Raw genomic sequence first — 25,463 nt, 5'->3', positions numbered from 1 at the left:
GCCAGCTTATGAACGCCGAAAACGACCTGATCAAGCTCTACTCGGGCAGGATTCTCTCGCTGGCCGGCGACATCCCCCTGACCGACCGGCTCGAGTCTCCGCAGGTCACGGTCAAGAAGCGCTCCCCCCTCTGCGGCTCCACCGTCACCGTCGATCTGGTGATGGAAGAGGGCCGCGTGGCGCAGTTCGGGCAGGATGTGAAGGCCTGCGCCCTCGGCCAGGCCTCGGCCTCCATCGTCGGCGCCCATGTGATCGGCCGCACGGCGGACGAGATCACCAAGGCCCGCGACGAGTTGAAGGCCATGCTCACCGCAGACGGCCCGGTGCCCTCCGCTCCGTTCGAAGACTACGAGGTGCTGCTCCCCGCGCGCGACTTCCGCAACCGGCACGCCTCGATCATGCTGGCCCTCGAGGCCACAGCCGAGGCGATGGAGCAGGTCGCCGCCTGAGCCTGTTGCACCGCTCCAACCTGCCCCTCACAGTTTCCCGCCGAATTTCCCGCAACGTAGATCACGCGGGGCACGCCGTCACTTGCACAAAAAAACCGCCGCGCACCCTTTCAGGTGGCGGCGGCAGTTGAAGACGGAGACAGGAACCGGACGCCGGGCGGGGAAGGCCCGTAAATGGCGCTCGGGACAGGCAAATGAGCGCGCGCATCTCAAGTTGGGGACAGGCAGATGCGATGCGCCCGGTCCCTGGACCGCAGGCAAGCCGGGTGACAAGAGGCAGATGTCACCCCGCAGAGAAACTCAAAGCATACCGGGCAGATGCAGCCCCCCGACCAGCAGAACCATCAGGGCGACGGCGCCGATGGCGTCTTGCGCGAGGGGCGGGATCCGGCTGGAGAGCTTGGTGATCATGGGCGGTGATCCTTGAAGTGTTTCGTTGCCCCTTTGTTCTCACAACAAGAACACTCTGTCCAGAACTTTTTGAGAACATTCGTGAACAAAGCGCCATTCTGGCGTTAACCTTTTGCTTCGGCGGCAAAATTAACCAACCGAAAGCAGCCGGATGGACCTGTCCTGTTCCGTCAGCCAAAGCAGCATCCGCGCCGCCTCTCCCCGCGCGCTCTCCAGCGCCGGGTCACGTTCCAACAAAGCACGGGCATCGCTCTGCGCCACCTCCGACAGCCCCACCATGCGCTCCATGTCGGCAATGCGAAACTTCGGCAGCCCCGACTGGGCCGTGCCCAGCACATCGCCCGCCCCGCGCATTTCGAGGTCCACCTCCGCGATCCGGAAGCCATCTTCGGTCTCCCGCAGCGTGGTCAGCCGCTGCCGCGCCGTCTCCCCCAGTGGCGGCGTGTAGAGCAGGATGCAGGTGCTCTCCGCCGCCCCGCGCCCGACCCGCCCGCGCAACTGGTGCAACTGCGCGAGGCCAAAGCGCTCCGCCTGTTCGATCACCATGATCGACGCATTCGGCACATCGACACCGACCTCGATCACCGTGGTGGCCACCAGCACGCCCGTTTCCCCGGCGACGAATGCCGCCATCGCCGCATCCTTCTCGGCGGGCGGCATCTGGCCATGCACCAGCCCCACCGCCCCCTCGCCGAGCGCCGCGTGCAGCTGCTTGAACCGCTCTTCCGCCGCCGTCGCCTCGCTCACCTCGCTCTCGCCCACAAGCGGGCAGACCCAGTAGCACTGGCGCCCCTCGGCCACCGCCGCGCGCAAGCGCTCCACCACCGATCCCAGCCGCTCGGCGCTCACCATCGCGGTCACCACCGGCGTCCGCCCCGGCGGCTTCTCGTCCAGCACCGAGACCTCCATGTCGCCATATTGCGTGAGCGAGAGGGACCGCGGGATCGGCGTGGCCGACATCACCAGCACGTCCACCGCCGCGCCCTTTGCCCCCAGCCGCGCCCGCTCGTTCACGCCAAAGCGGTGCTGCTCGTCGATCACCGTCAGCCGCAGATCGGCAAAGCTAACCGCGTCCTGAAACAGCGCATGGGTGCCCACCACGATCTGCGCCGCGCCGCTGGCAATCGCCGCGAGTTTGGCCTCGCGCTCGGCCCCCTTGTCGCGCCCGGTCAAGATCTCGATCCGTACGCCCGCCGCCTCGGCCAGCGGCGAGAGCGAGGCCATGTGCTGGCGGGCCAAAATCTCGGTCGGGGCCATCATCACCCCCTGCCCGCCCGCCTCCACGGCGATGAGCAGCGCCATCAGCGCCACCAGCGTCTTGCCCGCGCCGACGTCGCCCTGAAGCAGCCGGTTCATCCGCTTGGGCGCGCCCATGTCTCCGGCGATCTCCGAGACCGCGCGGGTCTGCGCACCTGTCGGCTTGTAGGGCAGTGAGGCGAGGACCTTCTCCTGCAGGGCTCCAGTTCCGGTGGAGCCGATGCCCGGCTTGGCGCGGCTGGTCGAGCGGGCCAGAGCCAGCGTGAGCTGATGGGCAAAGAGCTCGTCATAGGCCAGCCTGCGCCGCGCCGGGGATGTTTCAGAGACCTCCGCCGCCGTCTTCGGCAAATGCGCCGTCTCCATCGCCGCGCGCCAGCCCGGCCAGCCCTCACGCTCCAGCAGCGCCCCGTCGATCCACTCGTCCAACTCCGGCGCACGGGCCAGCGCGGCCTCCGCCGCCTTGCCCATCACCCGCTGGGTCACCCCGGCGGTCAGCGGGTAGACCGGCTCGTGTTCGGGGATCTCGCCCGCCTCTTCCACGCGCAAGATATGATCGGGGTGGACCATCTGCGCCATCCCGTCAAAATGCTCCAGCTTGCCTGAAATCACCCGCCGCTGGCCCGTGGGCAGCTGCTTTTCGATCCACTTCGACCCGCCGCGAAAGAACACCAGCGTGATCGTCGTGGCGGCATCCTGCACCTCCACCCGATACGGGCCGCCGGGGCGGGAGGAGCCGCGATGCCGCCCCACCGTCACCTCGACCGTCACCACCGTGCCGGGCGGCACGCCCTGCACCGTGTCGCGCCGCCGCCGGTCGACCATGCCGTGTGGCAGGGTGAACAGCAGGTCGCGTGGGGTGGCAATGCCCGCCCCCTCCAGCGCCGCCTTGATTTTGGGGCCCACGCCCGGCAGCGTGTCGATCTCCGCGAAGAGCGGAAAGAGCCGAGGCGGCCGGGTGCTCATGCGTCCCCGATGAGGGTGAGCCAGCCGTCCTCATCAATGGTTTCCACGCCCAGCTCCGCCGCCTTCTTGGCCTTGCTGCCCGCGCCCGGCCCGGCCACCAGCAGGTCGGTCTTGGCCGAAACGCTGCCCGAAACCTTGGCCCCCAGCGCCTCCGCCCGCGCCTTGGCCTCGGCGCGTGTCATCTTCTCAAGCGTGCCGGTGAAGACCACCGTCTTGCCCGCCACCGGGCTGCCGGTTGCCCGCGCCTCCGGGGCCTGCGGGCTGAGATGCGGCAGGAGCCTGTCCATCGCCGCGCGTTCATCGGGGTTAGCGAAGGCGTCGGAGAGCGAGAGCGCCAGCGTCGGGCCGATGCCATCGGTGCCGATCAGGTCGGCCCAGGCCTCGGCGGCCTCCGGCGGCACATCCGGGGCGGCTAAGGCCCGCGCCTCGGCCAGCTTCGCGCGCCGACCCTCGGCGGCCGCCTTCGCCCGCTCGGCCTCTGCCGCCTCCTCGCCCGCCCGATGGGCCAGCGCGGCCGGGCGGGCGCGGTCCAGCGCCTCGGCCATCGCGTCCCAAGCGCCGTAGTGCCGCGCCAAGTCCTGCGCCGCGACTTCGCCCACATGCCGGATGCCCAGCCCAAAGATCAGCCGCCCAAGCGCGATTTCGCGCTTGTCGTCAATGGCTTGAAACAGGTTCTTCGCGCTCGTATCCCCCCAGCCGTCGCGATTGGCCAGCTTGGTCATGTTCTCCGCGTCACGCGCCTTCAGCGTAAAAATGTCCGCCGGCTCCTTCACCGCGAGCTGGTCATCGCCATAAAAGGCCTCAACCTGCTTGGCCCCCAGCCCCTCGATGTCGAAGGCCGCACGGGAGACGAAGTGCTTCAGCTTCTCCACCGCCTGCGCGGGGCAGATCAGCCCTCCGGTGCAGCGCCGCACCGCATCGCCCTCCTCGCGGATCGCGGGCGAGCCGCATTCCGGGCAGGTCTCGGGGAACACGTAGGGCTTCGCATCGGCAGACCGCTTGGCGAGGTCCACATCCGCCACCTTCGGGATCACGTCACCCGCGCGGTAGACCTGCACCCAATCACCGGGCCGAATGTCCTTTCCGCCCCGGATCTCGCCGCCCTTGGCATCCCGCCCGGCGATGTAATCCTCGTTGTGCAGCGTCGCATTGCTCACCACCACGCCGCCGACCGTCACCGGCTCCAGCCGGGCCACCGGGCTGAGCGCCCCGGTCCGGCCCACCTGAATCTCGATCTCCCGCAGCCACGTCCACGCCAGCTCGGCGGGGAACTTGTGCGCAATCGCCCATCGGGGCGTGGTCGACCGAAAGCCAAGCCGCCCCTGCAGGGCGAGATCGTTCACCTTGTAAACCACGCCGTCAATGTCATAGCCCAGCGTCGCGCGCTTTTGCTCAATGCTGCGGTAATGCGCCAGCATCTCCTCCGGCCCGTCGCAGAGCGCGGTGAGTGGGTTGGTCGAAAAGCCCATCTTTGCCAACCGTTCGATCGCGGCAAACTGCGTGTCCGCCAGCGGCTCAGAAAGCTCGCCCCAGGCGTAGGCAAAGAACCTCAAGGGCCGGGCGCGGGTGATCTCGGCATCGAGCTGCCGGAGCGAACCCGCGGCGGCGTTGCGCGGATTGGCGAAGAGCTTGGCGCCTGCCGCCTCCTGCCTTTCGTTCAGCGCAGCGAAGTCTTCGTGGCTCATGTAGACCTCGCCGCGCACCTCCATCACCTCCGGTGCGCCCTCAACCTCTTCGGGGATGTCGGAAATTGTCCGGGCGTTGGCGGTCACGTTCTCGCCGGTCTCGCCATCGCCCCGTGTGGCCGCTTGCACCAGCTTGCCGCCCTCGTAGCGCAGGCTTAGCGACAGCCCGTCGATCTTGGGCTCGGCGGTATAGGCCAACCCCTCCTCGCGGCCCAGATACGACCGCACCGACCGGTCGAACTCCCCCACGTCGCCATCCTCAAAGGCGTTGCCCAGCGAGAGCATCCGGACGGCATGGCGCACCTTGGAGAAGGTCTCAGAGGGGGCCGCGCCCACCTGGTCAGAGGGCGAGTCGCCGCGTTTCAGGTCGGGAAAGGCCGCCTCGATCGCCGCATTGCGCCGCTTCAGCGCGTCGTACTCGGCGTCATCCATCACCGGTGCATCGGCGGCATGATAAGCGTCATTCGCCTGCCCCAACAGCGCCGCCAGCCGCGCCAGCTCGGCCTCGGCTTCTGCCGCGCTCAATGCGCCGATGTCATCCGTCTCGCGCGACGTGCTGTCAGGCTGGTCAGGCATCCCCGTCCTCTCCGATGGCTGCCCCCGATTGATAGGAGGCCGCCCCGGAGAGGTCCAGAGAGGCAATGTGAGTGGTGGTCTTTATCCTGCCGCCCGCCGACTTGCCTCGCCGGCCCGCGGCAGCCGCCCCGGATGTGGAGGCATCCGGGGTCTTTGCCGGTCAGGCGCCTACGGCCATCCGGCTGTCGCCGCTGTCTTCCATCGGCTCAGGGTCGCGCAGCACGTAGCCACGGCCCCAGACTGTCTCGATATAGTTGTCACCGCCCGTTGCGGTGGCCAGCTTCTTGCGCAGCTTGCAGATGAACACGTCGATGATCTTTAGTTCCGGCTCATCCATGCCGCCGTAAAGGTGGTTGAGGAACATCTCCTTGGTGAGCGTCGTGCCCTTGCGCAGGCTCAGAAGCTCCAGCATCTGGTATTCCTTGCCGGTCAGGTGTACCGGGCGCGCATCCACCTCCACCGTCTTGGCATCTAGGTTCACCACGATCTTGCCGGTCTTGATCACGCTCTGCGCATGGCCCTTGGAGCGGCGGATGATCGCGTGGATCCGCGCCACCAGTTCCTCGCGGTGGAACGGTTTGGTCAGGTAATCGTCGGCGCCAAAGCCGAAGCCCTTGATCTTGTTCTCGGTGTCATCCGCGCCCGAGAGGATCAGAATGGGCGTGTCGATCCGGGCGAGCCGGAGCTGGCGCAGCACCTCGTGGCCGGTCATGTCGGGCAGGTTCAGGTCCAGCAGGATGAGGTCGTAGTCGTAGAGCTTGGCAAGATCGATCCCCTCCTCACCGAGGTCGGTAGAATACACGTTGAGGTTGGCATGGGTGAGCATCATCTCGATGCTTTTGGAGGTGGTAGGATCGTCTTCAACCAAGAGTATACGCATCGGAATGCTCCGTTTATCTACTGTTCAGCATCGACCATGCATCACAATGGTTAATTGCCGGTTACCAATGGTAAACAGTTTCGAGGCACAACTCTGCGTTGTCCATCTCACTATTTTGGGGGAGTGGGAATTAAAGGGCGCGCGTTGCTCGAAACAAGTGCCGCCGCCCGCATCAGGGCCGACTCGGCCCCGGAATGGCCGGGACGATGCCGCCTCAGCGGAATTTCTGCAAGCTCGTGGCCTTCAGCGCCTGTTCGCCATGCTGCTCCACCGCGCTGGACCAGCTGGTGTATTCTTCCTCGGAGACCCCATAGGTCTCCTTGCATTCTTCGATAGAAATCAACCCGTTCTCCACAGCGCGCACCACCGCGGCCTTGCGGCTTGCGACCCATCTGCGGGTGTCACGCGGCGGCAGATCGGCCCGGGTCATCACCGAGCCGTCTGGCAGCGTCACCGCGCGGGGACCATCTATGCGTTTGAGGAACATCGCCGTCTCTTCATTCGCCTGAACGGGTGCATTTAGGCACGTGGGGCTTAACGGGGAATGAACCTACCCTTGAGAGTGCTTAGGATTTTCCTATATTCCCCCCTTCTTCTCCGACTCAAGGTCCCTCCCCATGCCGCTCGATGCGCTCAACTCCCTCGGATTTGCCAAGCCGCCGGCCGAGACCCGCGTGGTCGTCGCCATGTCGGGCGGGGTCGATAGCTCCGTTGTCGCCGCCGAGCTGAAGGCGCAGGGCTACGATGTGGTCGGCGTCACGCTCCAGCTCTACGATCACGGCGCCGCGCTGGCCAAGAAGGGCGCTTGCTGCGCCGGGGTCGACATTCACGATGCCCGCCGCGTTGCCGAGACCATGGGCTTTCCGCATTACGTGCTGGACTACGAGAACATCTTCAAGGACGCAGTGATCGAGGAGTTCGCCGAGAGCTACCTCGCCGGCGCCACGCCGGTCCCCTGCATTCGCTGCAACGAGCGGGTAAAGTTCAAGGACTTGTTGGAAACCGCCAAGGATCTTGACGCCGACTGCATGGCCACGGGCCATTACATCCAGCGCAAGATGGGCAGCGCCGGCCCCGAGCTGCACATGGCGGGCGATCCGAACCGCGATCAGAGCTACTTCCTGTTCTCGACCACGCCCGAGCAGCTCTCCTTCCTGCGCTTCCCCCTGGGCCACCTTGTTTCCAAGGAAGAAACCCGCGCGCTCGCCGCCAAGCATGGCCTCGCCGTGGCTGACAAGCCCGATAGCCAGGACATCTGCTTCGTCCCGAATGGCAACTACGCCTCGGTGATCGAAAAGCTGCGCCCCGGCGCGGGCGAGCCGGGCGAGATCGTCGACATGAACGGCAACAAGCTGGCCGAACATAGGGGCGTGATCCACTACACCATCGGCCAGCGCCGCGGGCTCGGCATCGGCGGCCTCTCGACCCCGCTCTACGTCGTCCGGCTCGACCCGGACGCGCGGCAGGTCGTCGTCGGCCCCAAGGAGGCGCTGGCCAAGCGCACCGTGCCCGTGCGCGAGATCAACTGGCTGGGGGATACCCCGCTGGCCCCGGGTCAGGAAATCGAGATCCGCACCCGTATCCGCTCCACCCGCCCCCCGGCGGAAGCGGTGCTGAGGCCGCTGGCCGATGGCACGGCAGAAGTAGACTTGCTGACTCCGGAAGAAGGCGTCTCCCCCGGCCAGGCCTGCGTGTTCTACGCTCCCGAAGGCAGCCGCGTGCTCGGCGGCGGCTGGATCTGGCGCGGGGCCTGACTTTCCGGGCTTGAGTTACTGGGCGGCGAGCCCGAGGTCACGCGCGGCCGCAGGCGATGCAACAGCCTGCGGCATCGCCACGCCCTCAAACAGCTCTTCCACAAGGCACGCAATCAACTGCCCGCGGCTGTTGTAGCCCGACTTTCGATACACCGCGTTCATCTGGCTCTTCACCGTCGAGGCGCTGGTGCCGCGCAGGCTGGCGATCTCGCCGTTGGAGAAGCCCTTCATCGCATAAACCGCCACGCTCTGCTCGCTTTCCGACAGGTCCCACTGGGCAAAGAGCTGCTGCAGGTGCTGCGAGAAGTTGCCCGAGGCCACGTCGACCTGCCGGTTCAGCTCGCTCACCCGCCGCTGGCTCCGCCGCAGGTAGAGGCCCGAGGCCATCAGCCCGATGATCAGCCCGACCGAGGCCAGAAGCTGAATGACCTCCTGCCACTCATAGGGGATCGGCGCAGTGCGCAGGCCGAGGATCTCGCTCCAGAGGTCGCCCACGAAGAACAGCGCGCCAAGGGCCTGCAACGCGAAGGCGGCATAAAGGCTCCCCCGGCCGGCATAGCGCACGATCTGCCGGCCGGAGCCGAGCAGCGGCACCGGGCCTTGCGCCCCGCCGCCGTCCATCGGGAAATCAGTTGCCAATGCTGACACCAACGCCGCCGACGCTCGCAGAGACACCGCCGCCACCCACGCTGGCCGAAACCCCGCCGCTGCCGCCAACGCTGGCCGACACGCCACCACCGCCCACACTGGCGGAGACACCGTCATTGCCGCCCACGCCGACAGAAGCGCCGCCGCCGCCCGAGCCGCCGCCGGTATCCACATCCACCGTGCCACGGCCGGACTTGCGAGAACGCTTGGCAGTCACATCCTCGGCCCGCTTGCGGAACACCTTGAGGATCACGTCATGCTTGATCTCGCCGGTGGAGCGGCTCACCACGATCTCGCGCAGGTGCACCTTGTTCTGGGCGATGATCTTCACCCGCCCAAGCATGGTGCTGGTCATCTTCACCACGCGATACCCATCGCCTTCGAGGTTCGCGATCACGTCGGTATAGCTCTGGCGCGCGAAGATCACGGCCCCCTCCGGCACGGCCTTCACACCACTGCGCCCGGCTTCGGCCGGCGCAACCCCGACCGCCCCTACAACGGCAGTGGCCGCGAAGATCGCGGTGAACTTGGCAGATTTCCTGGTGGTCATGGCAGACACCTCCTGTTGATTCGACGCTGCGCTCGAAATGCGGCGAGCCTGCGGTATTTGAATGAAATAAGATCGGCTTCAGGGCCTAAATAACGCCTCTCCACCCTGGGTATGATCGGTGAATTCAGGCGGTTTTTCGGCGCCTTAGCACCCGATAACACGTTAAATTCCTTAAAAACCGCTCATCCCTTGGGTGGAAGCGGGTGCCTTCCCCCTATCGGCCAATTTTACCTCCCGCCGCATCGTGGCCCGATCATCCCATCAACCGCGGCACCGGCCTCCGCCCCGCCGCAACCACCACAACCTGCACCCGCTGCAGCCCCTGAAGGAACCGAACCAATGACCAAGCTCTCCGCAATCGCCCGCCACCGCCGCGCCGCCGCCCTCTCAGCCCTCGCTGGCCCGGGGGAGAGCAACGTCATCCACGTCGATTTCCGCGCCCCCCGCATCCGCCCGGTGCTGCCGCCCGATCTTGGCATGCGCCCGGCGGCCCTGCGCCCCACCCCCACCGTCACCGCCCTGCCGCTCGCAGCCTGACCCCCAACAAAGGAAACGCCCCCATGACCACCCTCGCAAACCTCGCCCGCGCCAACCGCAAATCCGCCCTGCTCGGCCTCGCCCGCCGCCGTGATGGCAATGTCCTGAAAGTGGCCTTCGGGCGTGATCGCACCGCCCCCCTGCCGGTGCTCGATTTCGGCGCCCGCCGCCGCGCCTATGCCCAGATGGCCGCCGAGGCGGTCTCCGAACTGCCGCCGATGCCCCGCACCGCGCGGCAGCCTGCGCTTCTTCTGGTTTCCAGCGCAGCCGAGCTGCCCAAGGCCGCCTGAGCCTTGCAGCTCCGGAAAGGCACGGCCTACGGCCCTGCCCTTCCTCCCGCTCTCCGCACCCCGCGCTTTTCCGGTTCGGCCGGGGCCGGAGAGCGGGCCCTTCGGGGCCCTCACCGCACGCCGAACCCGAAAATCTCCACCTCCATCGCCACCACCACACCCGGCAGCGTGCCTGCGGCCCGGTCGACCTCCAGCCGGAAACTCTTGACCATTCGCCCTTGGCGCGGCGCGGTGTCTCCGCCGCGATACACCATCCTCCCGGCGCGCGAGCGGTCCCTGTCTGAGGTCCATGTTTCCAGCAGCGGCTGCGCCCCGCGCACCAACGCCGCCTCCAGCCCCTGCCCCCAGAACACCCCGTAAGCCTCGCAATAGAGCCGCACCTCCGCCCCGCCGGGCCATGGGCGCAAGCCGGGCTGGCGCAGCGCGATCAGCGCGCGGTGGCTGTCGTAGCCATGTTGCGTGCAGGTGAGTGTCAGCCCATAGGGCGGCGTTGCCAACCCGCCCGGTGTCTGGATCACCGCGCTCCAGAACCACGGATCACCCTCCGTGGACGGGTCCGGGCCGAAGCCAGTGCGGCGACTGCCGGGCCATGCGGCCCCGATCTCGGCCAGCACCTCGCGTTCATCTCCAGCCGTCAGGTCAAGCAGCACGGCCAAGGCCCCCTCCGCCTCGGCTTCCTGCGCCGCACCGGGGCGTCCGTGGCCACACAGCGCCACGGAAAACGCCAGAATGCCCGCAAACATCATGGAGACCCGCCGACCCAACAGCTTCCTCCCGTCACGAGATACGGCTGCCAGTCTACGCCCGGAGGGGTTTTCTACAAAGCCCGTTGCGGCTGAGGACTGTTGTCAGCTTTCTGAAACCCGCCCCGTCACGCGGCACCAAGCTCCAAAACTGACCGTGGTCACCCGATCTGCGCCAGCACCGATCGCGCCGCCCGCAGGCCCGGCGGCTCATCACCCCGGCCCAGCCGGTCCATCGTGACCGCCATCGCCTCAAGCTGCGCGCCGGGCGCGGTCATGACCGCCTTCAACCCTTCGGCAATCTTCGCGGGCTTGCACTCGGCACCGATGAACTCAGGGATCGTGCGGCTCTCGGCCACGAGGTTCACCAACGTCACCGTGTCGATCTTCAGCATCCGGCTGATGATCTGGCGGCTGATCCAGTTCATGTCGTAGGCGATCACCATGGGCAGGGCCGCCGCCGCCAGCTCCAGAGACACCGTGCCGGAGGCCGCCAGCGCCACATCCGCAGCCGCAAAAGCCGCCCGCTTCTCAGCCTGCGCCTCCTTGGCGGGTTTGCCGCGCGGGTCCACCAGCACCGGCGCGCCGGGCCAGCGAGCCGTCAATTCCAGCACCAGCCCCGCCGTGGAGGCCACGCAGGGCACCACCACCCGCGTCTCAGGCCGGGCCGCCACCACCGGGCGCAGCGCTTCACCAAAGATCGGCGCCAGCCGCCCCACCTCGCCCCGCCGCGAGCCGGGCAGCGCCATCACCAGAGGCGCGTCGCCAATCCCATGCGCGGCCCTGAACGCCAGCCCATCCGCCTCATTCGCCACCGGCTCCGAGACCACCGGATGCCCGACGAAATCGCAGCTCATGCCCGCCGCTTCCATGTAGGGCGGCTCGAAGGGGAAGAGCGCGAGCACATGGTCGATCACCTGCGCCATCTTCTCGGCCCGGCCCGCCCGCCAAGCCCAGACCGTGGGCGCGACATAGTGGATGGTCTTTACCGCCGCCTCGGCCTTCACTCGCCGCGCCACCCGCAGGCAAAAGTCGGGCGAGTCGATGGTCACCAGCGCATCGGGCTGCCAGGCCACCACCTCCGCCGCGCATTCCTTGATCCGCCGCATCAGGTGCCGGTACTTGGGCAGCACCTCGGCGATCCCCATCACCGAAAGCTCCTCCATCGGAAAGAGGCTCTCCAGCCCCTCGCCCTCCATGCCCGAGCCGCCCACGCCCCGGAATTCCACGCCCGGCGCCAGCGCCTTCAGCCCGCCCATCAGTGCGGCCCCCAGCCTGTCACCCGAAGGCTCGCCCGCGATCACGAAAATCCTCATGGGGCTTCCTTGGGCCGCACCCAGATGAACAGCCCCACGGCATCGGCCATCGCCACGACCGTCTCGAGGTCGAGCACCATGACGCCGCCTGCCTCCACCACGATGCCGCGCAGCTCCGCCTCGGCGGCCAGCATCACCGTGGCCGGGCCGATCACCGGCAGGTCCGCCCGCCGGTCTTGCCCCGGCTTCGGCGCCTTGTAGAGCAACCCGCCCTCCGGCAGCGCCTTGTCCCGCTCCGGCAGCCGCGAGGGCTCGGCGGCGGTGAGGAACTCCTTCACATCCGCCACCCATTCCGAGGCCCGCTCGAAGAGGGTCGCGCCCTTGAGCAGCTCCTGCTCCTCGCGCCGCACCGCCTCCGGCACACGCATCAGGCTGCGGATCATCCAATCCGTCCCGCCCGCGGCCTCCACCGCCAGCACCTGGCCGGAGGCAACAACGCAGGCCTGCCCAACATCGGCGGCCCCCATCGCCGCCACCACGGCTTCGGCGCGCGTCGCATCCGCATGGTCGCCGGGGCCAGGCGACGCCCCTGTCAGCACGCCACTCGCGGGCAGCAACTCGGGCGCGATCTCATGCGCCGCTTCCACCCGCAGGCCCGCTTCCTCGAAAATCGCCATGATCTCGCGCAGCGTGCCGTCGTCGCCCCGCTCCATCGCGCCCGCCAGCCGCACGATCAGCCCGTGGGTCGCCGGGTCCACCCGTGCGCGGTCGATCGGCGGGCGCTTCACGGCACCCGCAAGGCACACCGCCTCGCAGCCGCCCTCGACGAGCCCTGCAATGAAACTCCCCAGTTCCTCCAGCCGAAACCGGGTGACGGCCCTGTCACCCACCTCCGGCTCGAAGCCCTCTAGTGCATAAAGCCTGAAGTCCCGGCCTTCGCGCTCCAACGCGGCCACCAGCCGCGACGGCAACAGCCCCTGCCCCGCAATCAGCGCCAGCAAGGCCCTACTCCGGGGTCAGGAAAGAGCGGTCGCTCTCCCCGGTGACGAAGTCCACGATCCGGCGCACATAGTCGCTCTCGGTCTCTTCGCCGAGCCGCCGGGCGCGATCCTGAAATGCCCCCTCGCCCTGCGCCAGCATCTGGTAGGCCGCCCGGAGCGCAGTAATGTCAGACCGCGCCACGCCCTTGCGCTTGAGGCCCACGAGGTTCAGCCCCTCCAGCCGCCCCCGGCTGGCCTCCACGAGGCCATAGGGGATCACATCGCGGGTCACCATGCTGACCGCGCCAATGATCGCGCCCTGCCCGATCCGCACCCACTGGTGAATGCCCGAGAGCCCGCCGATGATCACATCATCCTCGATCACGCAATGCCCGGCGATGGCCGCCGAATTGACGATCACCACCCGGCTGCCGACCTGGGCATCATGCGCCACATGGGCGCCCGCCATGATCAGGCAATCGTCTCCCACACGGGTCACGCCGCCGCCGCCCTCGGTGCCGCAGTTGATCGTCACATGCTCGCGAATGCGGTTGCGCGCACCGATCACCAGCTTGGTCTTCTCGCCCGCGAACTTCAGATCCTGCGGGATCTCACCAATGACGGCAAAGGAGAAGATCGTACATTCCGGCCCGATCTCGGTGTTGCCGGTGATTACCGCATGGCTCTTGATCAGGCACCCCTCGCCGATCACCGCCTCTGGGCCGATATAGGCAAAGGGGCCAACATCGACCCCCGCGCCAATCACTGCGCCTTCGTCGACGCAGGCGGTGGGGTGGATCGTGGCGGTCGAGGCGACGCTCATTTTGCCTCCGCAGGCATATCCATCATCGCGGTGAACTCTGCCTCGGCGGCCATCTCGCCTTCCACCTTTGCCTCGCCCTTGAACTTCCAGACCTTGCCGCCGGGCTTGCCGCGGGTCACCTGCACATGCAGCTCCAACACATCGCCGGGCACCACCTTGCGGCGAAACTTCACGCCCTCCATACCCATGAAATACACGAGCATTCCCTTGTCCTGCAGCTCAAGGCTTGCGCCCACCATCACGGCAGCGGTCTGCGCCAGCGCCTCGATAATCGTGACCCCCGGCATGATCGGTGCCCCCGGAAAGTGGCCCTGAAAATGCGGCTCGTTGAAAGTGACGTTCTTGATCCCGCAGGCGCTCTCGCAGAACTTCACGTCACGCACTTTGTCGACCAGCAGAAACGGGTAGCGATGCGGAATGATCCGCTGGATCATCTCCAGATCTACGGTGTCCGGGGTCTCGCTCATGGTCTGTCCTTCCTGATCGTCACTCTGCCGGGGCAGTCTCTTCTTCTACCGGCTCCCCGGTCGAGAACGGAATCTCTTCCGTCTCCTGCGGGGCGTCCTCGGCCTCGTCGGCGGGAACCGCCAGTGTGCCGCCATCGCCCAATATCGCATCCACCCGCGCGCGCACCACATCCGTCACGTCCACATCGGCCACGGCGAGCAGGATCGCGCGGGAATCGAGGATCACCGAGGCACCGCGCTCTTCCAGCACCTCCCGAACCACCGGCCCGATCGCAGAGCTGAACACTTGCTGGCTGCGCTCCTGCCGGCGCTGCAGGCTGCGGGTCTTGGCCTCCTGCTCGGCGCGGATCTCCGTCACCTTCTCGTCGAAGGCATCGGCAAGGTCGCGAAAGGCGGCAGGCTCCATCGTCTCCCGCTGCGCGGTCAACTCGGCCTCCTCGGCCTCTAGCCCTTCCTGAATGCGGGCGTTCTCGGCGATGAGCTCACTGCGGGCCGTGTTCAACTCGCTTTGCAAACGTTGGCCAAACAGCGTGGTCCTGAACAACCGTTCCTGATTGATCGTCAGCACCGAGGGCGCGGCCCGGCCCGTATCCTGTGCACAGACCGGCCCGACCAGAACCGCGCCGCAGAGCCCCGCCGCCGCCACGCCTGCCCGGAGCACTCGCCCCAGGCTATGTGAGCGGCGTGGCATCAGAACTCGGTGCGGATCGAAATATCGAAGCTGCGGGTCTTGTCGTAGTCCTGCTTCATGATCGCTTCCGAGAAGTTGAAGCGCAGCGGCCCGATCGGCGTATCCCAGAACACCGAGACACCAATGGCCGACCGCCAGTGCAGATCGTCGTCCACCTCAAAGGTGCCGTCCGGTCCGCCACCGGTGTTGTCGAGGCCCCAGACCGAACCAATGTCATAGAAGACACCGCCCGAGATGCCGTATTCCTCCGGCAGACCGAGCGGGAACTCGGCTTCGAGCCGCGCCACGAAGAAGTAGTTACCGCCGAGCGCATCCTCGTTGGTCACGTTCAGGTCGCGCGGGCCAAGGCCGTTCGCCTCGAAGCCGCGCATCCGGCCGTTGAGGGTAAAGCGGTCCAGCACCGTTGAGCCGCCCGAGGTGTAGTGCAGCGCACCGCCCTCAAGCTCGGCCCGCAGCGTGACCTCTTCGTTCCAGACCCGCGTCTGCGCCGTCATCGCCGCCGTGGTCTTGATGTACTGGTTCTCGCCGTCCAGCCCGCCAAAGTCCTGCCCGAAGGAGAAGCGGATCGCCGCATTCGGGTTCAGGCCGGTGATCCGGCTGTCATAGATGTAGGTGTAGCCCACAGAGGCATCCCAGCGCTCGCCCTCTTCGGTCCGCAGGATGAAGGACGAGCCGGTATCGGCCCCGCCGTCACCCATGTCGATGCCGGAGAGCTCTTTGTAGTTCACCGCCGTGCGCAGTTGCATACGGCTGCGCTCGCCGAGCGGAAACTCGAACAGCGGGCGAATGAGGCCGATGGCCGAGTCGTAGCGCGAGTTCTCCGATTCCGTCTGCCGGAAGCTGGCGTCGAGGCCGAAGGTCACCTCGCGACCAAGGAAGGCCGGCTCGCGGAAGGCAAAGGTCACGCTCCGCGACGAGCTGGTGGTATCCACGCCAAAGCTGAGCGACTGGCCCCGTCCGAGGAAGTTGCGCTCGGAGAAGTTGATGTTGAAGCCAAGCCCCGCATCGGAGCCGTAAGAGGCCCCAAAGCCCAGCGAGCCGGTCGAGGCCTCGACCACGTCAACGTCCACGATCACCTGGTCTTCCGAGGAGCCTTGCCGCGCGTTCACATCCGCCGTCTCGAAGAAGCCGAGCGCCCGGATGCGCTCTGCCGCTTCGCGGATTTCACGCGGGTTGAACGGGTCGCCCTCGACCACGCGGAACTGGCGGCGCACCACCCGGTCCAGCGTGGAGGCGTTGCCTTCGATGTCGATCCGCTCCACAAAAATGCGGGGGCCCTTGCTGATGGCAAAGTTGATGTCCAGCGTCTGGGTCCGCTCGTTGCGGCTGATCTGCGGCTCGACCCGCAAGAAGTTGATCCCCTTCTGGGCGGCGAGCCGCTCCATCCGGTTGATGTTGGTTTCCACGATCTGCGGGTTGTAAACCCGGCCGCTCCGAATGCGCAGCGCATTGCGGAACTCGTTGGCGTTGGCTTCCGCCATGCTGGAGGTCACCGTCACCCGCCCGATGCGGAACTGCTGCCCTTCCTGCACATTGAACGTCACCAGAAAGGCATCGCGGTTGCGGGTGATCTCGGCAGTTGCGCTCTGAACGCGGAAGTCGATGTAACCCCGGCTCAGGTAGAAGTCGCGCAGCACCTGCTTGTCGAACTCGATCCGTTCCTCGACCAGCGTGTCACGTTGGATGAGCTGGCGGAACAGACCGGCCTGCTTGGTCTCCAGCGCGCCCCGCAAACGGCGGTCCGAGAACTTGCGGTTGCCGACGAAGCTGATGCGCTCGTTCTCAACCACGCGGCCTTCGCGCACCTCGAACACGAGGTCCACACGGTTGCCGCTGCGACGGATCACCTTCGGCGAGACAGTGGCAGCCACCCGGCCCTGAACCCGATAAAGCTCGGTGAGCGCGGCCGCATCCGCCTCGACCTGGCTGGGCTGGAACACCCGGCGCGACTGGCTGCGGATCGCCGCGGCCATGTCTTCATCCTTCAGGCGCCGGTTGCCCTCGAAGGCAATGCGGTTGATCGTCGGGTATTCCCGAACATTGATGACTAGCGTGCCGCCCCGCGGGATCACCTCGACCGTCTCGAAAAGACCGGAGGCGAGGATGTTCTGGTAGGCGTCGTTGATCTGGCCCGCGCTCACAGTTTCACCGCGAGCGATTCCGGCGTAGGAGACGATGGTGGCCGCATCAACCCGCTGGTTGCCGTTCACCTCGACCCGGCTGAAGCTGAACGATTGCGCTGCCACCGGGCTCGGCGCCACGGTACAAGCTACTGCAAACGTTGTAAAAATAACCAGCGCGATGCGGTGCATCAGCCCCTTCGCCGCGCCCAGTTCTGCGCCGGTCTCGCGTGCTCGCAACATGCCCTCAGCCCCCAGTTTTTACCGCCTTTTGTTATCCAACTTCACTAGCGGGTTCTGGGGATGGTGTCAAAGCGCCGAAAGGCGCCCGAAGGCGCCTTTTTCATTTGCCTGTCTGTCAGGCCACATCAGTGGAAGAGCGAGCCGATCCATGCGCCGCCACCGAGGGCGGTTGCGATCGTGGCCACATAGAGCAGTCGGTCCGAGTTGAGGCGGACGATCAGGCTCAGGCTCTGGTATCCTTCAGTCATCGTTTGCATGGGCGTTTGCCTTGCGTCTCCGGTTCTGGTTCGCCCAAAGTTCTAGCCACCGACTATGGCGCGAATTTGGCCGCCCGACCGGAGATTGTGGCAAGATTGAGGCACGGCCCTCAGGCCGCCCCTGCCCTCACTCGAAGAGGCCGCGCAGCTTCCAGAACAGACCGCCCTCGCAGAACAGGTCATTGCCGAGCGCAAAGACCATCAGGCTCAGGATCAGCGTCAGCCCGATCATCATCAGCACGTTCAGCGCCTTCTCGGGCGGAGGCTTGCCGCTGACCGCTTCCCATGCATGAAACACCAGATGTCCACCATCCAGCACCGGGATCGGGAAAAGGTTCAGCAGACCCACGGCTGTGGAAAGCACTGCAACGAACCAGATAAAGCTCTGGCTGCCCTGGCTCGCCATCTGCCCGGCGGTGGTGGCAATCTTCAGCGGCCCGCTCAGGTTGCAGCTGGAAATGCCCCCGGTGATCATGTTGTAGAGCCCCGAGATCGAACTGGTCACGATGAACCACGTCTGCCGCACGCCGTATTCCACGGCCTCCAGCGCACCCAGCCGCACCGTTGCAGGTTCAAAGGCCAGCCCGCCGTTGATCCCGATCAGGTAACGCTTCTCAAAGCTGCCATCGGGCATTGGCACGTCGGTCTCGCGCGGCTTGAGGGTAAACTCCTCCCGGCTGCCCTCGCGCCACACGTCCAGCTCAACCGGTTCACCGCCACCGCTGGAGATCACATCCTGCAGCTGCCGGAACGCGGTGATCTGCTCACCGTCGATCCCGACAATCACATCCCCCACCTGAAGCCCCGCGTCGATCGCCGCCGAGTTGGGCGAAACCGAAGAGACCAGCGCCGGAAACGGGGTCGTCCCCTCCAGCTCCAACTCCTCGCCACCGCGCTCCACGCGGTAAATCACCGGCTGGCTCAGATCCAGATCGCGGCTCGCCTCATAGACGCTGCCCAAATCGGTGATCTCGGCCCCGCCGATGGAGAGGATCACATCACCCTGCTCCAGCACCCGCACTTCCTGCGGCAGCGGCTCCAGCGCACCCACCTGCACCGGCTCGCTCGCCACGCCGCGGATCAGCGAGATCGCCCCGAAGACGATGAAACTGAGGATGAAGTTGAACACAGGGCCTGCCGCCACTGTGGCCGCCCGCGCCCATAGCGGCGCGCCCGGCATGGTGCGGCGCTTCTCGGCCTCGCTCAGCCCGGCCATCGCCTCGCCATCCGCGCCCGCAGAGGCAGCATTGGCATCGCCCATGAACTTCACGTAGCCGCCAAAGGGGAGCGCGGCGACCTGCCACTCCGTGCCGTGCTTGTCAGTCCGGCTGTAGAGCACCTTGCCAAACCCGAGGCTGAACACTTCGGCATGGATCCCGCACCAGCGGCCCACGATGTAATGGCCGTACTCATGCACCGCCACGATGATCGAAAGCGCCACCACGAAGGCCACGACATAACCTGCCGTGCCTCCCAGAATCCCGAAAAATTCCATGCCTAGCCCGTTGCCTCTTTTGTCTTTGCCATGGCCTCGCGGGCCAGTTCTCGTGCCATCTGGTCAGCTTGCAGCACGTTATCAAGGGTCATCATGTCATTGTTAAGGCCGGTTTGCGAGGCCATCCGGCCCATCACCTGCTCCACGACCTGCGCCATTTCGGCAAAGCCGATGGTGTGCGCGATGAACCCGTCCAGCGCCGCCTCCTTGGCCGCGTTGAAGACCGCGCCCATCAGCCCGCCTGCCCGCATCACCTCCCACGCGAGGCCAAGCGCCGGGTAGCGGGCCGGGTCAGGCGCGGCAAAGTCGAGCCGCCCCAGCGCCGCAAGGTCGAGCCGCTCCACCGGCAGTTCGGCCCGCTCCGGCCAGTTCAGTGCATAACCGATGGCGTGGCGCATGTCGGGCGCGCCCAGATGCGCCATCATCGCCCCATCGCGAAAGCCCACCAGCGCATGCACCGCACTCTGCGGGTGGATCAGCACCTCGATCTGCTCGGGCTCCAGCCCAAAGAACTCATGCGCCTCAATGACTTCCAGCGCCTTGTTGAACATGCTGGCCGAGTCGATGGTGATCCGCTGCCCCATGTCCCAATTCGGGTGGGTGGCCGCCTCTTCCGGCGTGGCGCGGGCGATCTTCTCCAGCGGCCAATCGCGGAACGCGCCGCCGCTCGCGGTGATCACCACCCGCTCCACCGCCGCCATCTCCTCGCCCACCAGCGCCTGAAACACCGCTGAATGTTCGCTGTCCACCGGCAGCACCGTGGCCCCCGCCTGGCGCGCCGTCTCCATCAGCAGCGGCCCGGCGCAAACGAGGCTCTCCTTGTTGGCCAGCGCCAGCGTGGACCCGGCCTGCACCGCCGCGAGGCTGGGCTGCAACCCCGCCGCCCCGACTATCCCGTTCAGCACCAGGTCCGCAGGCCGTGCCGCCGCCTGCGCCACCGCATCCGGCCCCGCCGCAATCTCCACGCCACTGCCTTCAAGCCGCGCCGCAAGCTCTTCGTAACATTCCGGAAAACAGGTCACCGCCAGCGCCGCGCCGGTCTCTACCGCCTGCTCCGCCAGCCGCGCCACGTTGCGCCCGCCGGTCAGCGCCTCTACCTCGAAGCCGCCGCGCCCGATCAGGTCAATCGCGCTCTCGCCGATGGAGCCGGTCGCGCCGAGCAGGCTGACCCGCTTCAAATCCGCACCTCGGGCACGTCGACGATGAGCGCGACCAGCAGCATCAGCAGCGCCGCGCCAAGCAACCCGTCGAACCGGTCAAACAGCCCGCCGTGGCCGGGGATCAGCGAGGAGCTGTCCTTCACCCCCATCCGCCGCTTCAGCGCCGATTCCGCGATGTCGCCCATCTGGCTGGCAAAGGCGAGCACTGCCGAAATCCAGATCAGGTCGCGCCCGGCGTTGGTGAAGGTCAAAAACAGCGCGCCCACGCAGGCCGCACCGACCCAGCCCGCCACCGTCCCGGACCATGTCTTCTTCGGGCTGACCGCCGGCCAGAACTTCGGCCCGCCAAGCATCCGCCCGGCAAAGTAGCCCGCCACATCCGTCACCACGACCACGAAGACCAGCCAGAACAGCCAAGTGCCGCCATAGACATCGCGGAAGCTCACCAGCCCCCACCCCGCCGTCATGATCCCGAGCGCAAACAGGAAGAACGTGAGCCGTTCGCGCGGCATCATCAGCGCGCCCACCACGGCGGGGGCAAAGAGCAGCAGCAGCGCCCAGTTCGCCTCATGCGCCAGCAGGCCCGAGAGCACCGAAGCGGTGATGGCCGCCAGCAGCATCGCGCTTTCGCCCTCCCGCTTGATCATTCTGGCCAGTTCCCAGATCATGACCGCGGTCACAAACACCGCCAGCATCTGAAACCAGATGCCCCCGGCCCTTATGCCCGCCACGCCGACAACCACCATCACCGCGCCCGCGATCACCCGCGGCGCCAGATCGTCCCACTTTCCACTCATGCCTTCACGGCTCCAAATCGCCTGTCCCGGGAGGCGAAGCCCCGGGTGATCTCTGCAAAGCACTCCGCCGAGAAGTCGGGCCAGAGCGTGTCGATGAACTCGTATTCCGCATAGGCCGACTGCCAGAGCAGAAAGTTGCTGATCCGCGCCTCGCCGCTGGTGCGGATCACCAGATCGGGGTCGGGCAGCATGCAGGTGTCCAGAAAGCGGCCAAGAGTCTCGGCATCCACATCCTCGGGCTTCAGGCGGCCCTCGGCCACCTCCACCGCCATGCGCTGGGTCGCGCGGGTCACCTCGTCGCGGCCGCCGTAGTTGAGCGCAATGGTCAGATGCACCTTCTCGTTGCCCGCCGTCAGCGCCTCCAACTCATCCATCAGCGCGACCAGCTTGGCATCCAGCTTCACCCGGTCGCCGATGAACCGCACCCGCACGCCCTTGGCCAGCAGGCGCTGCGCCTCCTTGGTGATGTAGCGCCGGAACAGCAGCATCAGCCCGGCCACCTCGGCCTGGGTCCGCTTCCAGTTCTCGGTCGAAAAAGCAAAGATCGTCAGATACTTGACGCCCAGATCAGGACAGGCCTCGACGATCTCGCGCACCCGTTTCGCGCCCGCCTGATGGCCAAAGAGCCTTGGCCGGCCCCGGCGCGTTGCCCATCGGCCGTTGCCATCCATGATGATGGCCACGTGCCGCGGTGCCGCCCCTTCGCTCGCCTCTGTCGCCATACTGCCGGCCTCCTCGCCGTGTTGCCCGTTCTGGGCACCGGCACTGCCGTCTTTAGCGCGGCAGGGCGGCCATTGCCAGAATGTCCCGGCGGCCGCCCGGATTTGCTGCGGGTCTGCGCGGCGGGCCGAGCCCGGCTCCAGCCCTACGCGCATCGCGTTGCAATCGGGTTACCAGATCCCTTCTGCAGGCTCAGACCTGCATGATCTCGCCCTGCTTGGCCTCCAGCGCCCCGTCGATCTTCTTGATGTGGGCGTCGGTCATCTCCTGCACCGACTGTTCCCAGAACTTCTGGTCATCCTCGGCCAGCTTGTCGGCCTTCTTGATCTGCTGCATCCCGTCCTGCCGGACGTTGCGCACGGCGACCCGGGCGTTCTCGGCATATTGCGCCGCCACCTTGGTCAGCTCCTTGCGGCGCTCCTCGTTCAGCTCGGGGATCGGCAGCATGATGATGGTGCCGTTCATCTGCGGGTTGATGCCGAGGCCGGAGTTCCGGATCGCCTTCTCAACCGCGTTCACCAAGCCTTTGTCCCAGACGTTGATCGTCACCATCCGCGGCTCCGGCACGTTGACCGTGCCGACCTGGTTGATCGGGGTCATCTGGCCATAGGCCTCCACCTGCACCGGCTCCAGCATGCTGGCACTGGCCCGGCCCGTCCGCAGGCTCGCAAACTCCGTCCGCAGGTTGGCGATGGCGCCATCCATCCGGCGCTCCAGATCGTCGGTATCCAGCTCGAATTCGTCAGACATCAGCTCGTCCTCTTCTCAATCTGCCCGCGCTTCTATGCCAGCGCGCTTTGCATTTCCAGCGCCGTAGGTTTGGTGCAACCCACCAATTGCCTCAGCACGAGCGATCCGTCAGCCCTTCACCATCGTATAGGTGCCCTCGCCCGCCAGAATGCTGGTGAACCCGCCCGGCTCGTCGAGGCTGAACACGATGATCGGCAGCATGTTGTCGCGCGCCAGCGCAATGGCGCTCGCATCCATTACCTTGAGGTTCTTCATCAGCACCTCGTCGTAGCTCACCTTGTCGTAGCGCTTGGCCTCGGGGTGCAGCTTGGGGTCCATGTCATAGATCCCGTCCACCTTGGTGCCCTTGAAGATCGCCTCGCAGGCCATCTCGTTGGCCCGCAGAGTCGCCGCGGTGTCGGTGGTGAAATAGGGGTTGCCCGTGCCGGCGGCAAAAATGCACACCCGCTTCTTTTCGAGGTGGCGCACCGCGCGGCGGCGGATATAGGGCTCGCACACCTGATCCATCGGGATCGCGCTGATCACCCGGGTGTGGATGCCGAGCGATTCCAGCGCGCCCTGCATCGCCAGCGCGTTCATCACCGTGGCGAGCATCCCCATGTAGTCGGCCGTGGTCCGCTCCATCCCCTGCGCGGCACCCGCAAGCCCGCGAAAGATGTTGCCGCCGCCGATCACCATGCAGATCTCGACGCCCAGATCGCTGACGCTCTTCACCTCGCGGGCAATGCGCTCCACCGTGGGCGGATGCAGGCCAAAGCCCTGATCGCCCATGAGCGCCTCGCCGGAAATTTTCAGCAGAACCCGCCGATACTTCGTTGCCGCCCCATCTCCGATTGCATCCATCATCGCGCTCTCCCCGGGGCCACTTGCATCTGGCGCGCAAAATGTCGGAATTTGCGGGCGGGTTCAACGGCGGATGTGTGCAGGCGACATGATAGACTGGAAATCGCTGGATGCCGACCGCCCCGTGCTCATCGCCGGGCCCACGGCATCAGGCAAATCCGCCCTCGCGCTCGAGGTGGCCGCACGCTCCGGCGGGGTGGTGGTGAACGCAGATGCGCTTCAGGTCTTCGCCAACTGGCGCGTGCTCACCGCTCGCCCCTCGGCAGAGGAAGAGGCCGCCGCACCCCACGCACTCTACGGACATGTGCCGGGCGATACCGCCTATTCCGTTGGCCATTGGCTGCGCGATGTCGCGCCAATGCTCACTGGCGGCGCCCGCCCGATCATCACGGGCGGCACGGGCCTCTACTTCACCGCGCTGACCGAGGGGCTGGCCGAGATCCCCGAGGTGCCGCCCGAGGTCCGCGCTGAGGCCGATGCCCTGCCCCTCGCGGCCCTGCTCGCCGCGCTGGACGATGAGCAGCGCAGCCGGATCGATTGCGCCAACCGCGCCCGTGTCCAGCGCGCATGGGAGGTGCTGCGCACTACCGGAAAGCCGCTCTGGCGCTGGCAGGATGAAACCCCGCCGCCGATATTGCCCCTCTCCGACGCCCAGCCCTTCCTCGTCGATGCCCCGAAAGAGTGGCTCACGCCCCGCATCGCCCGCCGTTTCGACCTGATGCTGGAAGCCGGCGCGCTGGACGAGGCCCGGGCGAATCTGCCCCATTGGTCCCCCACCCTGCCCTCCGCCAAAGCCATCGGCGCGCCGGAGTTGATCGCCCACCTGCGCGGCAAGATGAGTCTCTCCGAGGCCGCCGAACGTGCCAAAATTTCAACACGGCAGTACGCAAAACGACAGCGTTCTTGGTTCCGGGCGCGGATGCAGGCCTGGCAAAACGTCTCCGCCAGCGCGCTCTGACCGCAGCATCTTGGGGGCACGCCGGATACCCCTCCCAGATATCGCCCCAAACCGGCGATTGCGCCGATTTCCTCAACAATCCGGCGCCAAAAGCCCGATTTGCACATTTCCAACATAACCCTTGAAAGCCCCCCCGCGCCTCGGCAATCATCCCGCCATCTGCCCGCCTTCTGCTCACCATAGTCTCGCCATTTTCAGCCATTTCGCCGTTTCAGGACCCGCTGCTGCCATGCTGCCTCGCACCACCCACCGCCCCGTGACCGGCCCGCTCACCCCGGCGCCGCCCAAGGCCCCGATCGAACTCGTGCCGCTTGCCCGGCTGGCGACCGGCGGCAAGTGGCGCACCGAGGCGATGCGCAGCTATCGCACCCCGCTGATGCTCTGGTTCACCCGCGGTCAGGGCCGCATCACCGTGGCCGGCCTCACCCGTGGCTACGGCGCCCATAACGCCATCTTCATCCCGCCCCGCACCATGTTCGGCTTCGAGGTGACGGCGCAGGTCTATGGCACCGCCGTCTTCTTCAACGAGAACTCCGGCATCGAGCTGCCCGCCGCGCCCTGCCACCTGCGGGTGCGCGATGCGCTGGCCCAGGGCGAGGTCACCACCCTGCTCGAGTCGATGCAGCGCGAGATCGACGGAACCCGCCCGGCCCGCGACAAGGCCCTCACCCACCACGGCGGTCTGCTCTCTGTCTGGATCGAACGGCAGCACGCGGGCGCGCAGGATACCGCCGCCGATACCGCCTCCCGCCGTCTGGCCCAGCGGTTCACCGATGCGGTTGAGCGCGGGCTCTACACCGGCCAGTCGGTCTCGGAGTATGCCGAAACCCTCGGCGTCACCTCCACCCATCTCTCCCGCGCCTGCCGCCAAAGCTGCGGCCGCCCGGCCTCTGCGATCCTTGCCGACCGTCTGGGCTACGAGGCCCGCCGCCTGCTGGTCGAAACCGACATGCCGGTTCGCCGCGTCTCCGAGATGCTGGGCTACCGCTCCTCGGCCTACTTCTCCCGCGTCTTCCACGAGCGCACCGGCCAGACCCCAACCGCCTTCCGCGCGGCGCGCAAAGCCTGACCCTGGGGCAGCCGCGCTCCGCCGCGCGCGCGGGCAAGTCGTTGAAATCCCGGCAAAGCCCGAAACGCCCGTAATCCGTCGCTGCTGGCGC

At 66.7% G+C, this 25,463-nt stretch carries 26 protein-coding genes; 6 read left to right on the top strand and 20 right to left on the bottom strand.

All coding sequences use genetic code 11. From position 1 onward, the window contains the following. The first annotated feature begins 8 nt into the window (after positions 1–8). Positions 9–449 carry an iron-sulfur cluster assembly scaffold protein gene (locus ACUXVX_RS11995; protein WP_446308481.1) on the top strand — a complete coding sequence of 147 codons (441 nt, stop codon included), beginning with the start codon at positions 9–11 and terminating at the stop codon, positions 447–449. Between the two features lie 540 nt (positions 450–989). On the opposite strand, the gene recG is transcribed toward ACUXVX_RS11995, so the two are convergent. From recG to sciP, 4 genes are all read right to left on the bottom strand, one after another. Beyond that, positions 990–3,080, bottom strand: a complete 2,091-nt coding sequence (gene recG, locus ACUXVX_RS11990) for an ATP-dependent DNA helicase RecG (protein ID WP_446308480.1) — start codon at positions 3,078–3,080, stop codon at positions 990–992. Further along, positions 3,077–5,341: an NAD-dependent DNA ligase LigA gene (gene ligA, locus ACUXVX_RS11985; protein ID WP_446308479.1), complete on the bottom strand. Its 2,265-nt coding sequence runs from the start codon at positions 5,339–5,341 to the stop codon at positions 3,077–3,079. Before ligA ends, recG begins: the two co-directional genes overlap by 4 nt. Positions 5,342–5,501: 160 nt before the next feature. After that, complete coding sequence (gene ctrA / locus ACUXVX_RS11980) at positions 5,502–6,221, bottom strand: response regulator transcription factor CtrA (RefSeq protein ID WP_222469344.1); 720 nt, start codon at positions 6,219–6,221, stop codon at positions 5,502–5,504. 214 nt (positions 6,222–6,435) lie between these two features. After that, positions 6,436–6,708, bottom strand: coding sequence for a CtrA inhibitor SciP (gene sciP / locus ACUXVX_RS11975; RefSeq protein ID WP_222469345.1), 273 nt, complete (start codon positions 6,706–6,708; stop codon positions 6,436–6,438). Positions 6,709–6,838: 130 nt separating this feature from the next. Between sciP and mnmA the strand changes: the two genes are divergently transcribed. Continuing rightward, positions 6,839–7,975: a tRNA 2-thiouridine(34) synthase MnmA gene (gene mnmA, locus ACUXVX_RS11970; protein WP_446308478.1), complete on the top strand. Its 1,137-nt coding sequence runs from the start codon at positions 6,839–6,841 to the stop codon at positions 7,973–7,975. A gap of 15 nt (positions 7,976–7,990) precedes the next feature. Here the strand turns inward: mnmA and ACUXVX_RS11965 are convergent, their stop codons facing one another. Further along, positions 7,991–8,614 carry a helix-turn-helix transcriptional regulator gene (locus ACUXVX_RS11965; RefSeq protein WP_446308477.1) on the bottom strand — a complete coding sequence of 208 codons (624 nt, stop codon included), beginning with the start codon at positions 8,612–8,614 and terminating at the stop codon, positions 7,991–7,993. Beyond that, positions 8,604–9,173, bottom strand: a complete 570-nt coding sequence (locus ACUXVX_RS11960; protein ID WP_446308476.1) for a hypothetical protein — start codon at positions 9,171–9,173, stop codon at positions 8,604–8,606. Before ACUXVX_RS11960 ends, ACUXVX_RS11965 begins: the two co-directional genes overlap by 11 nt. Before the next feature lie 339 nt (positions 9,174–9,512). Here ACUXVX_RS11960 and ACUXVX_RS11955 point away from each other — a divergent pair, with 339 nt between their 5' ends. Together ACUXVX_RS11955 and ACUXVX_RS11950 are read left to right on the top strand one after the other, a co-directional pair. Beyond that, on the top strand, positions 9,513–9,710 hold the full coding sequence (locus ACUXVX_RS11955; RefSeq protein ID WP_446308475.1) for a hypothetical protein: 198 nt from the start codon (positions 9,513–9,515) through the stop codon (positions 9,708–9,710). A gap of 23 nt (positions 9,711–9,733) precedes the next feature. Continuing rightward, entirely contained in the window at positions 9,734–10,000 is a 267-nt protein-coding gene (locus ACUXVX_RS11950) for a hypothetical protein (RefSeq protein WP_446308474.1), read from the top strand. A gap of 110 nt (positions 10,001–10,110) precedes the next feature. On the opposite strand, the gene ACUXVX_RS11945 is transcribed toward ACUXVX_RS11950, so the two are convergent. From ACUXVX_RS11945 to pyrH, 14 genes are all read right to left on the bottom strand, one after another. Continuing rightward, positions 10,111–10,764: a hypothetical protein gene (locus ACUXVX_RS11945; protein ID WP_222492927.1), complete on the bottom strand. Its 654-nt coding sequence runs from the start codon at positions 10,762–10,764 to the stop codon at positions 10,111–10,113. Positions 10,765–10,904: 140 nt separating this feature from the next. Next, the gene (gene lpxB / locus ACUXVX_RS11940; protein ID WP_446308473.1) at positions 10,905–12,059 is read right to left on the bottom strand and encodes a lipid-A-disaccharide synthase; all 1,155 of its coding nucleotides are present in this window, start codon (positions 12,057–12,059) and stop codon (positions 10,905–10,907) included. Further along, the gene (locus ACUXVX_RS11935; RefSeq protein WP_446308472.1) at positions 12,056–13,000 is read right to left on the bottom strand and encodes an LpxI family protein; all 945 of its coding nucleotides are present in this window, start codon (positions 12,998–13,000) and stop codon (positions 12,056–12,058) included. Before ACUXVX_RS11935 ends, lpxB begins: the two co-directional genes overlap by 4 nt. A 4-nt stretch (positions 13,001–13,004) precedes the next feature. Further along, on the bottom strand, positions 13,005–13,802 hold the full coding sequence (gene lpxA, locus ACUXVX_RS11930; protein ID WP_222469354.1) for an acyl-ACP--UDP-N-acetylglucosamine O-acyltransferase: 798 nt from the start codon (positions 13,800–13,802) through the stop codon (positions 13,005–13,007). Beyond that, the gene (gene fabZ, locus ACUXVX_RS11925; RefSeq protein ID WP_222469355.1) at positions 13,799–14,269 is read right to left on the bottom strand and encodes a 3-hydroxyacyl-ACP dehydratase FabZ; all 471 of its coding nucleotides are present in this window, start codon (positions 14,267–14,269) and stop codon (positions 13,799–13,801) included. The genes lpxA and fabZ overlap by 4 nt, the downstream gene beginning before the upstream one ends. A 19-nt stretch (positions 14,270–14,288) precedes the next feature. Further along, positions 14,289–14,930 carry an OmpH family outer membrane protein gene (locus ACUXVX_RS11920; RefSeq protein ID WP_446308471.1) on the bottom strand — a complete coding sequence of 214 codons (642 nt, stop codon included), beginning with the start codon at positions 14,928–14,930 and terminating at the stop codon, positions 14,289–14,291. Between the two features lie 29 nt (positions 14,931–14,959). After that, on the bottom strand, positions 14,960–17,323 hold the full coding sequence (gene bamA / locus ACUXVX_RS11915; RefSeq protein ID WP_261384570.1) for an outer membrane protein assembly factor BamA: 2,364 nt from the start codon (positions 17,321–17,323) through the stop codon (positions 14,960–14,962). A gap of 125 nt (positions 17,324–17,448) precedes the next feature. Continuing rightward, positions 17,449–17,571, bottom strand: coding sequence for a hypothetical protein (locus ACUXVX_RS11910; protein WP_261385386.1), 123 nt, complete (start codon positions 17,569–17,571; stop codon positions 17,449–17,451). A gap of 136 nt (positions 17,572–17,707) precedes the next feature. Beyond that, a complete protein-coding gene (gene rseP / locus ACUXVX_RS11905) occupies positions 17,708–19,075 on the bottom strand; it encodes an RIP metalloprotease RseP (protein ID WP_446308470.1) in 1,368 nt (455 codons plus the stop codon). A 2-nt stretch (positions 19,076–19,077) separates the two neighbouring features. Further along, positions 19,078–20,253, bottom strand: coding sequence for a 1-deoxy-D-xylulose-5-phosphate reductoisomerase (gene dxr / locus ACUXVX_RS11900; RefSeq protein ID WP_446308469.1), 1,176 nt, complete (start codon positions 20,251–20,253; stop codon positions 19,078–19,080). Next, positions 20,250–21,032: a phosphatidate cytidylyltransferase gene (locus ACUXVX_RS11895; protein ID WP_446308468.1), complete on the bottom strand. Its 783-nt coding sequence runs from the start codon at positions 21,030–21,032 to the stop codon at positions 20,250–20,252. The genes dxr and ACUXVX_RS11895 overlap by 4 nt, the downstream gene beginning before the upstream one ends. Continuing rightward, positions 21,029–21,754 carry a polyprenyl diphosphate synthase gene (uppS, locus tag ACUXVX_RS11890; protein ID WP_222492913.1) on the bottom strand — a complete coding sequence of 242 codons (726 nt, stop codon included), beginning with the start codon at positions 21,752–21,754 and terminating at the stop codon, positions 21,029–21,031. The genes ACUXVX_RS11895 and uppS overlap by 4 nt, the downstream gene beginning before the upstream one ends. A gap of 190 nt (positions 21,755–21,944) precedes the next feature. After that, a complete protein-coding gene (frr, locus tag ACUXVX_RS11885) occupies positions 21,945–22,502 on the bottom strand; it encodes a ribosome recycling factor (protein ID WP_222469361.1) in 558 nt (185 codons plus the stop codon). Between the two features lie 108 nt (positions 22,503–22,610). Next, the gene (pyrH, locus tag ACUXVX_RS11880) at positions 22,611–23,348 is read right to left on the bottom strand and encodes a UMP kinase (protein ID WP_410000850.1); all 738 of its coding nucleotides are present in this window, start codon (positions 23,346–23,348) and stop codon (positions 22,611–22,613) included. An 85-nt stretch (positions 23,349–23,433) separates the two neighbouring features. On the opposite strand from pyrH, the gene miaA reads away from it, so the two are divergent. Further along, the gene (miaA, locus tag ACUXVX_RS11875) at positions 23,434–24,303 is read left to right on the top strand and encodes a tRNA (adenosine(37)-N6)-dimethylallyltransferase MiaA (protein ID WP_446308467.1); all 870 of its coding nucleotides are present in this window, start codon (positions 23,434–23,436) and stop codon (positions 24,301–24,303) included. Between the two features lie 229 nt (positions 24,304–24,532). Continuing rightward, complete coding sequence (locus ACUXVX_RS11870) at positions 24,533–25,372, top strand: helix-turn-helix domain-containing protein (protein ID WP_222469363.1); 840 nt, start codon at positions 24,533–24,535, stop codon at positions 25,370–25,372. Positions 25,373–25,463 lie beyond the last annotated feature (91 nt).

This window comes from Vannielia sp. SX4 (assembly GCF_052828525.1).
This window is presented reverse-complemented; position numbering and strand designations above follow the sequence as displayed.

Coding starts and splice junctions, on each gene's coding strand:
- pyrH (WP_410000850.1), bottom strand. CDS start 23,348: ATGATGGATGCAATCGGAGATGGGGCGGCAACGAAGTATCGGCGGGTT.
- sciP (WP_222469345.1), bottom strand. CDS start 6,708: ATGTTCCTCAAACGCATAGATGGTCCCCGCGCGGTGACGCTGCCAGAC.
- lpxB (WP_446308473.1), bottom strand. CDS start 12,059: ATGAGGATTTTCGTGATCGCGGGCGAGCCTTCGGGTGACAGGCTGGGG.
- ACUXVX_RS11955 (WP_446308475.1), top strand. CDS start 9,513: ATGACCAAGCTCTCCGCAATCGCCCGCCACCGCCGCGCCGCCGCCCTC.
- ACUXVX_RS11995 (WP_446308481.1), top strand. CDS start 9: ATGAACGCCGAAAACGACCTGATCAAGCTCTACTCGGGCAGGATTCTC.
- rseP (WP_446308470.1), bottom strand. CDS start 19,075: ATGGAATTTTTCGGGATTCTGGGAGGCACGGCAGGTTATGTCGTGGCC.
- ACUXVX_RS11910 (WP_261385386.1), bottom strand. CDS start 17,571: ATGACTGAAGGATACCAGAGCCTGAGCCTGATCGTCCGCCTCAACTCG.
- lpxA (WP_222469354.1), bottom strand. CDS start 13,802: ATGAGCGTCGCCTCGACCGCCACGATCCACCCCACCGCCTGCGTCGAC.
- ctrA (WP_222469344.1), bottom strand. CDS start 6,221: ATGCGTATACTCTTGGTTGAAGACGATCCTACCACCTCCAAAAGCATC.
- uppS (WP_222492913.1), bottom strand. CDS start 21,754: ATGGCGACAGAGGCGAGCGAAGGGGCGGCACCGCGGCACGTGGCCATC.
- miaA (WP_446308467.1), top strand. CDS start 23,434: ATGATAGACTGGAAATCGCTGGATGCCGACCGCCCCGTGCTCATCGCC.
- frr (WP_222469361.1), bottom strand. CDS start 22,502: ATGTCTGACGAATTCGAGCTGGATACCGACGATCTGGAGCGCCGGATG.
- mnmA (WP_446308478.1), top strand. CDS start 6,839: ATGCCGCTCGATGCGCTCAACTCCCTCGGATTTGCCAAGCCGCCGGCC.
- ACUXVX_RS11895 (WP_446308468.1), bottom strand. CDS start 21,032: ATGAGTGGAAAGTGGGACGATCTGGCGCCGCGGGTGATCGCGGGCGCG.
- ACUXVX_RS11870 (WP_222469363.1), top strand. CDS start 24,533: ATGCTGCCTCGCACCACCCACCGCCCCGTGACCGGCCCGCTCACCCCG.
- recG (WP_446308480.1), bottom strand. CDS start 3,080: ATGAGCACCCGGCCGCCTCGGCTCTTTCCGCTCTTCGCGGAGATCGAC.
- ligA (WP_446308479.1), bottom strand. CDS start 5,341: ATGCCTGACCAGCCTGACAGCACGTCGCGCGAGACGGATGACATCGGC.
- bamA (WP_261384570.1), bottom strand. CDS start 17,323: ATGTTGCGAGCACGCGAGACCGGCGCAGAACTGGGCGCGGCGAAGGGG.
- fabZ (WP_222469355.1), bottom strand. CDS start 14,269: ATGAGCGAGACCCCGGACACCGTAGATCTGGAGATGATCCAGCGGATC.
- ACUXVX_RS11960 (WP_446308476.1), bottom strand. CDS start 9,173: ATGACCACCAGGAAATCTGCCAAGTTCACCGCGATCTTCGCGGCCACT.
- ACUXVX_RS11950 (WP_446308474.1), top strand. CDS start 9,734: ATGACCACCCTCGCAAACCTCGCCCGCGCCAACCGCAAATCCGCCCTG.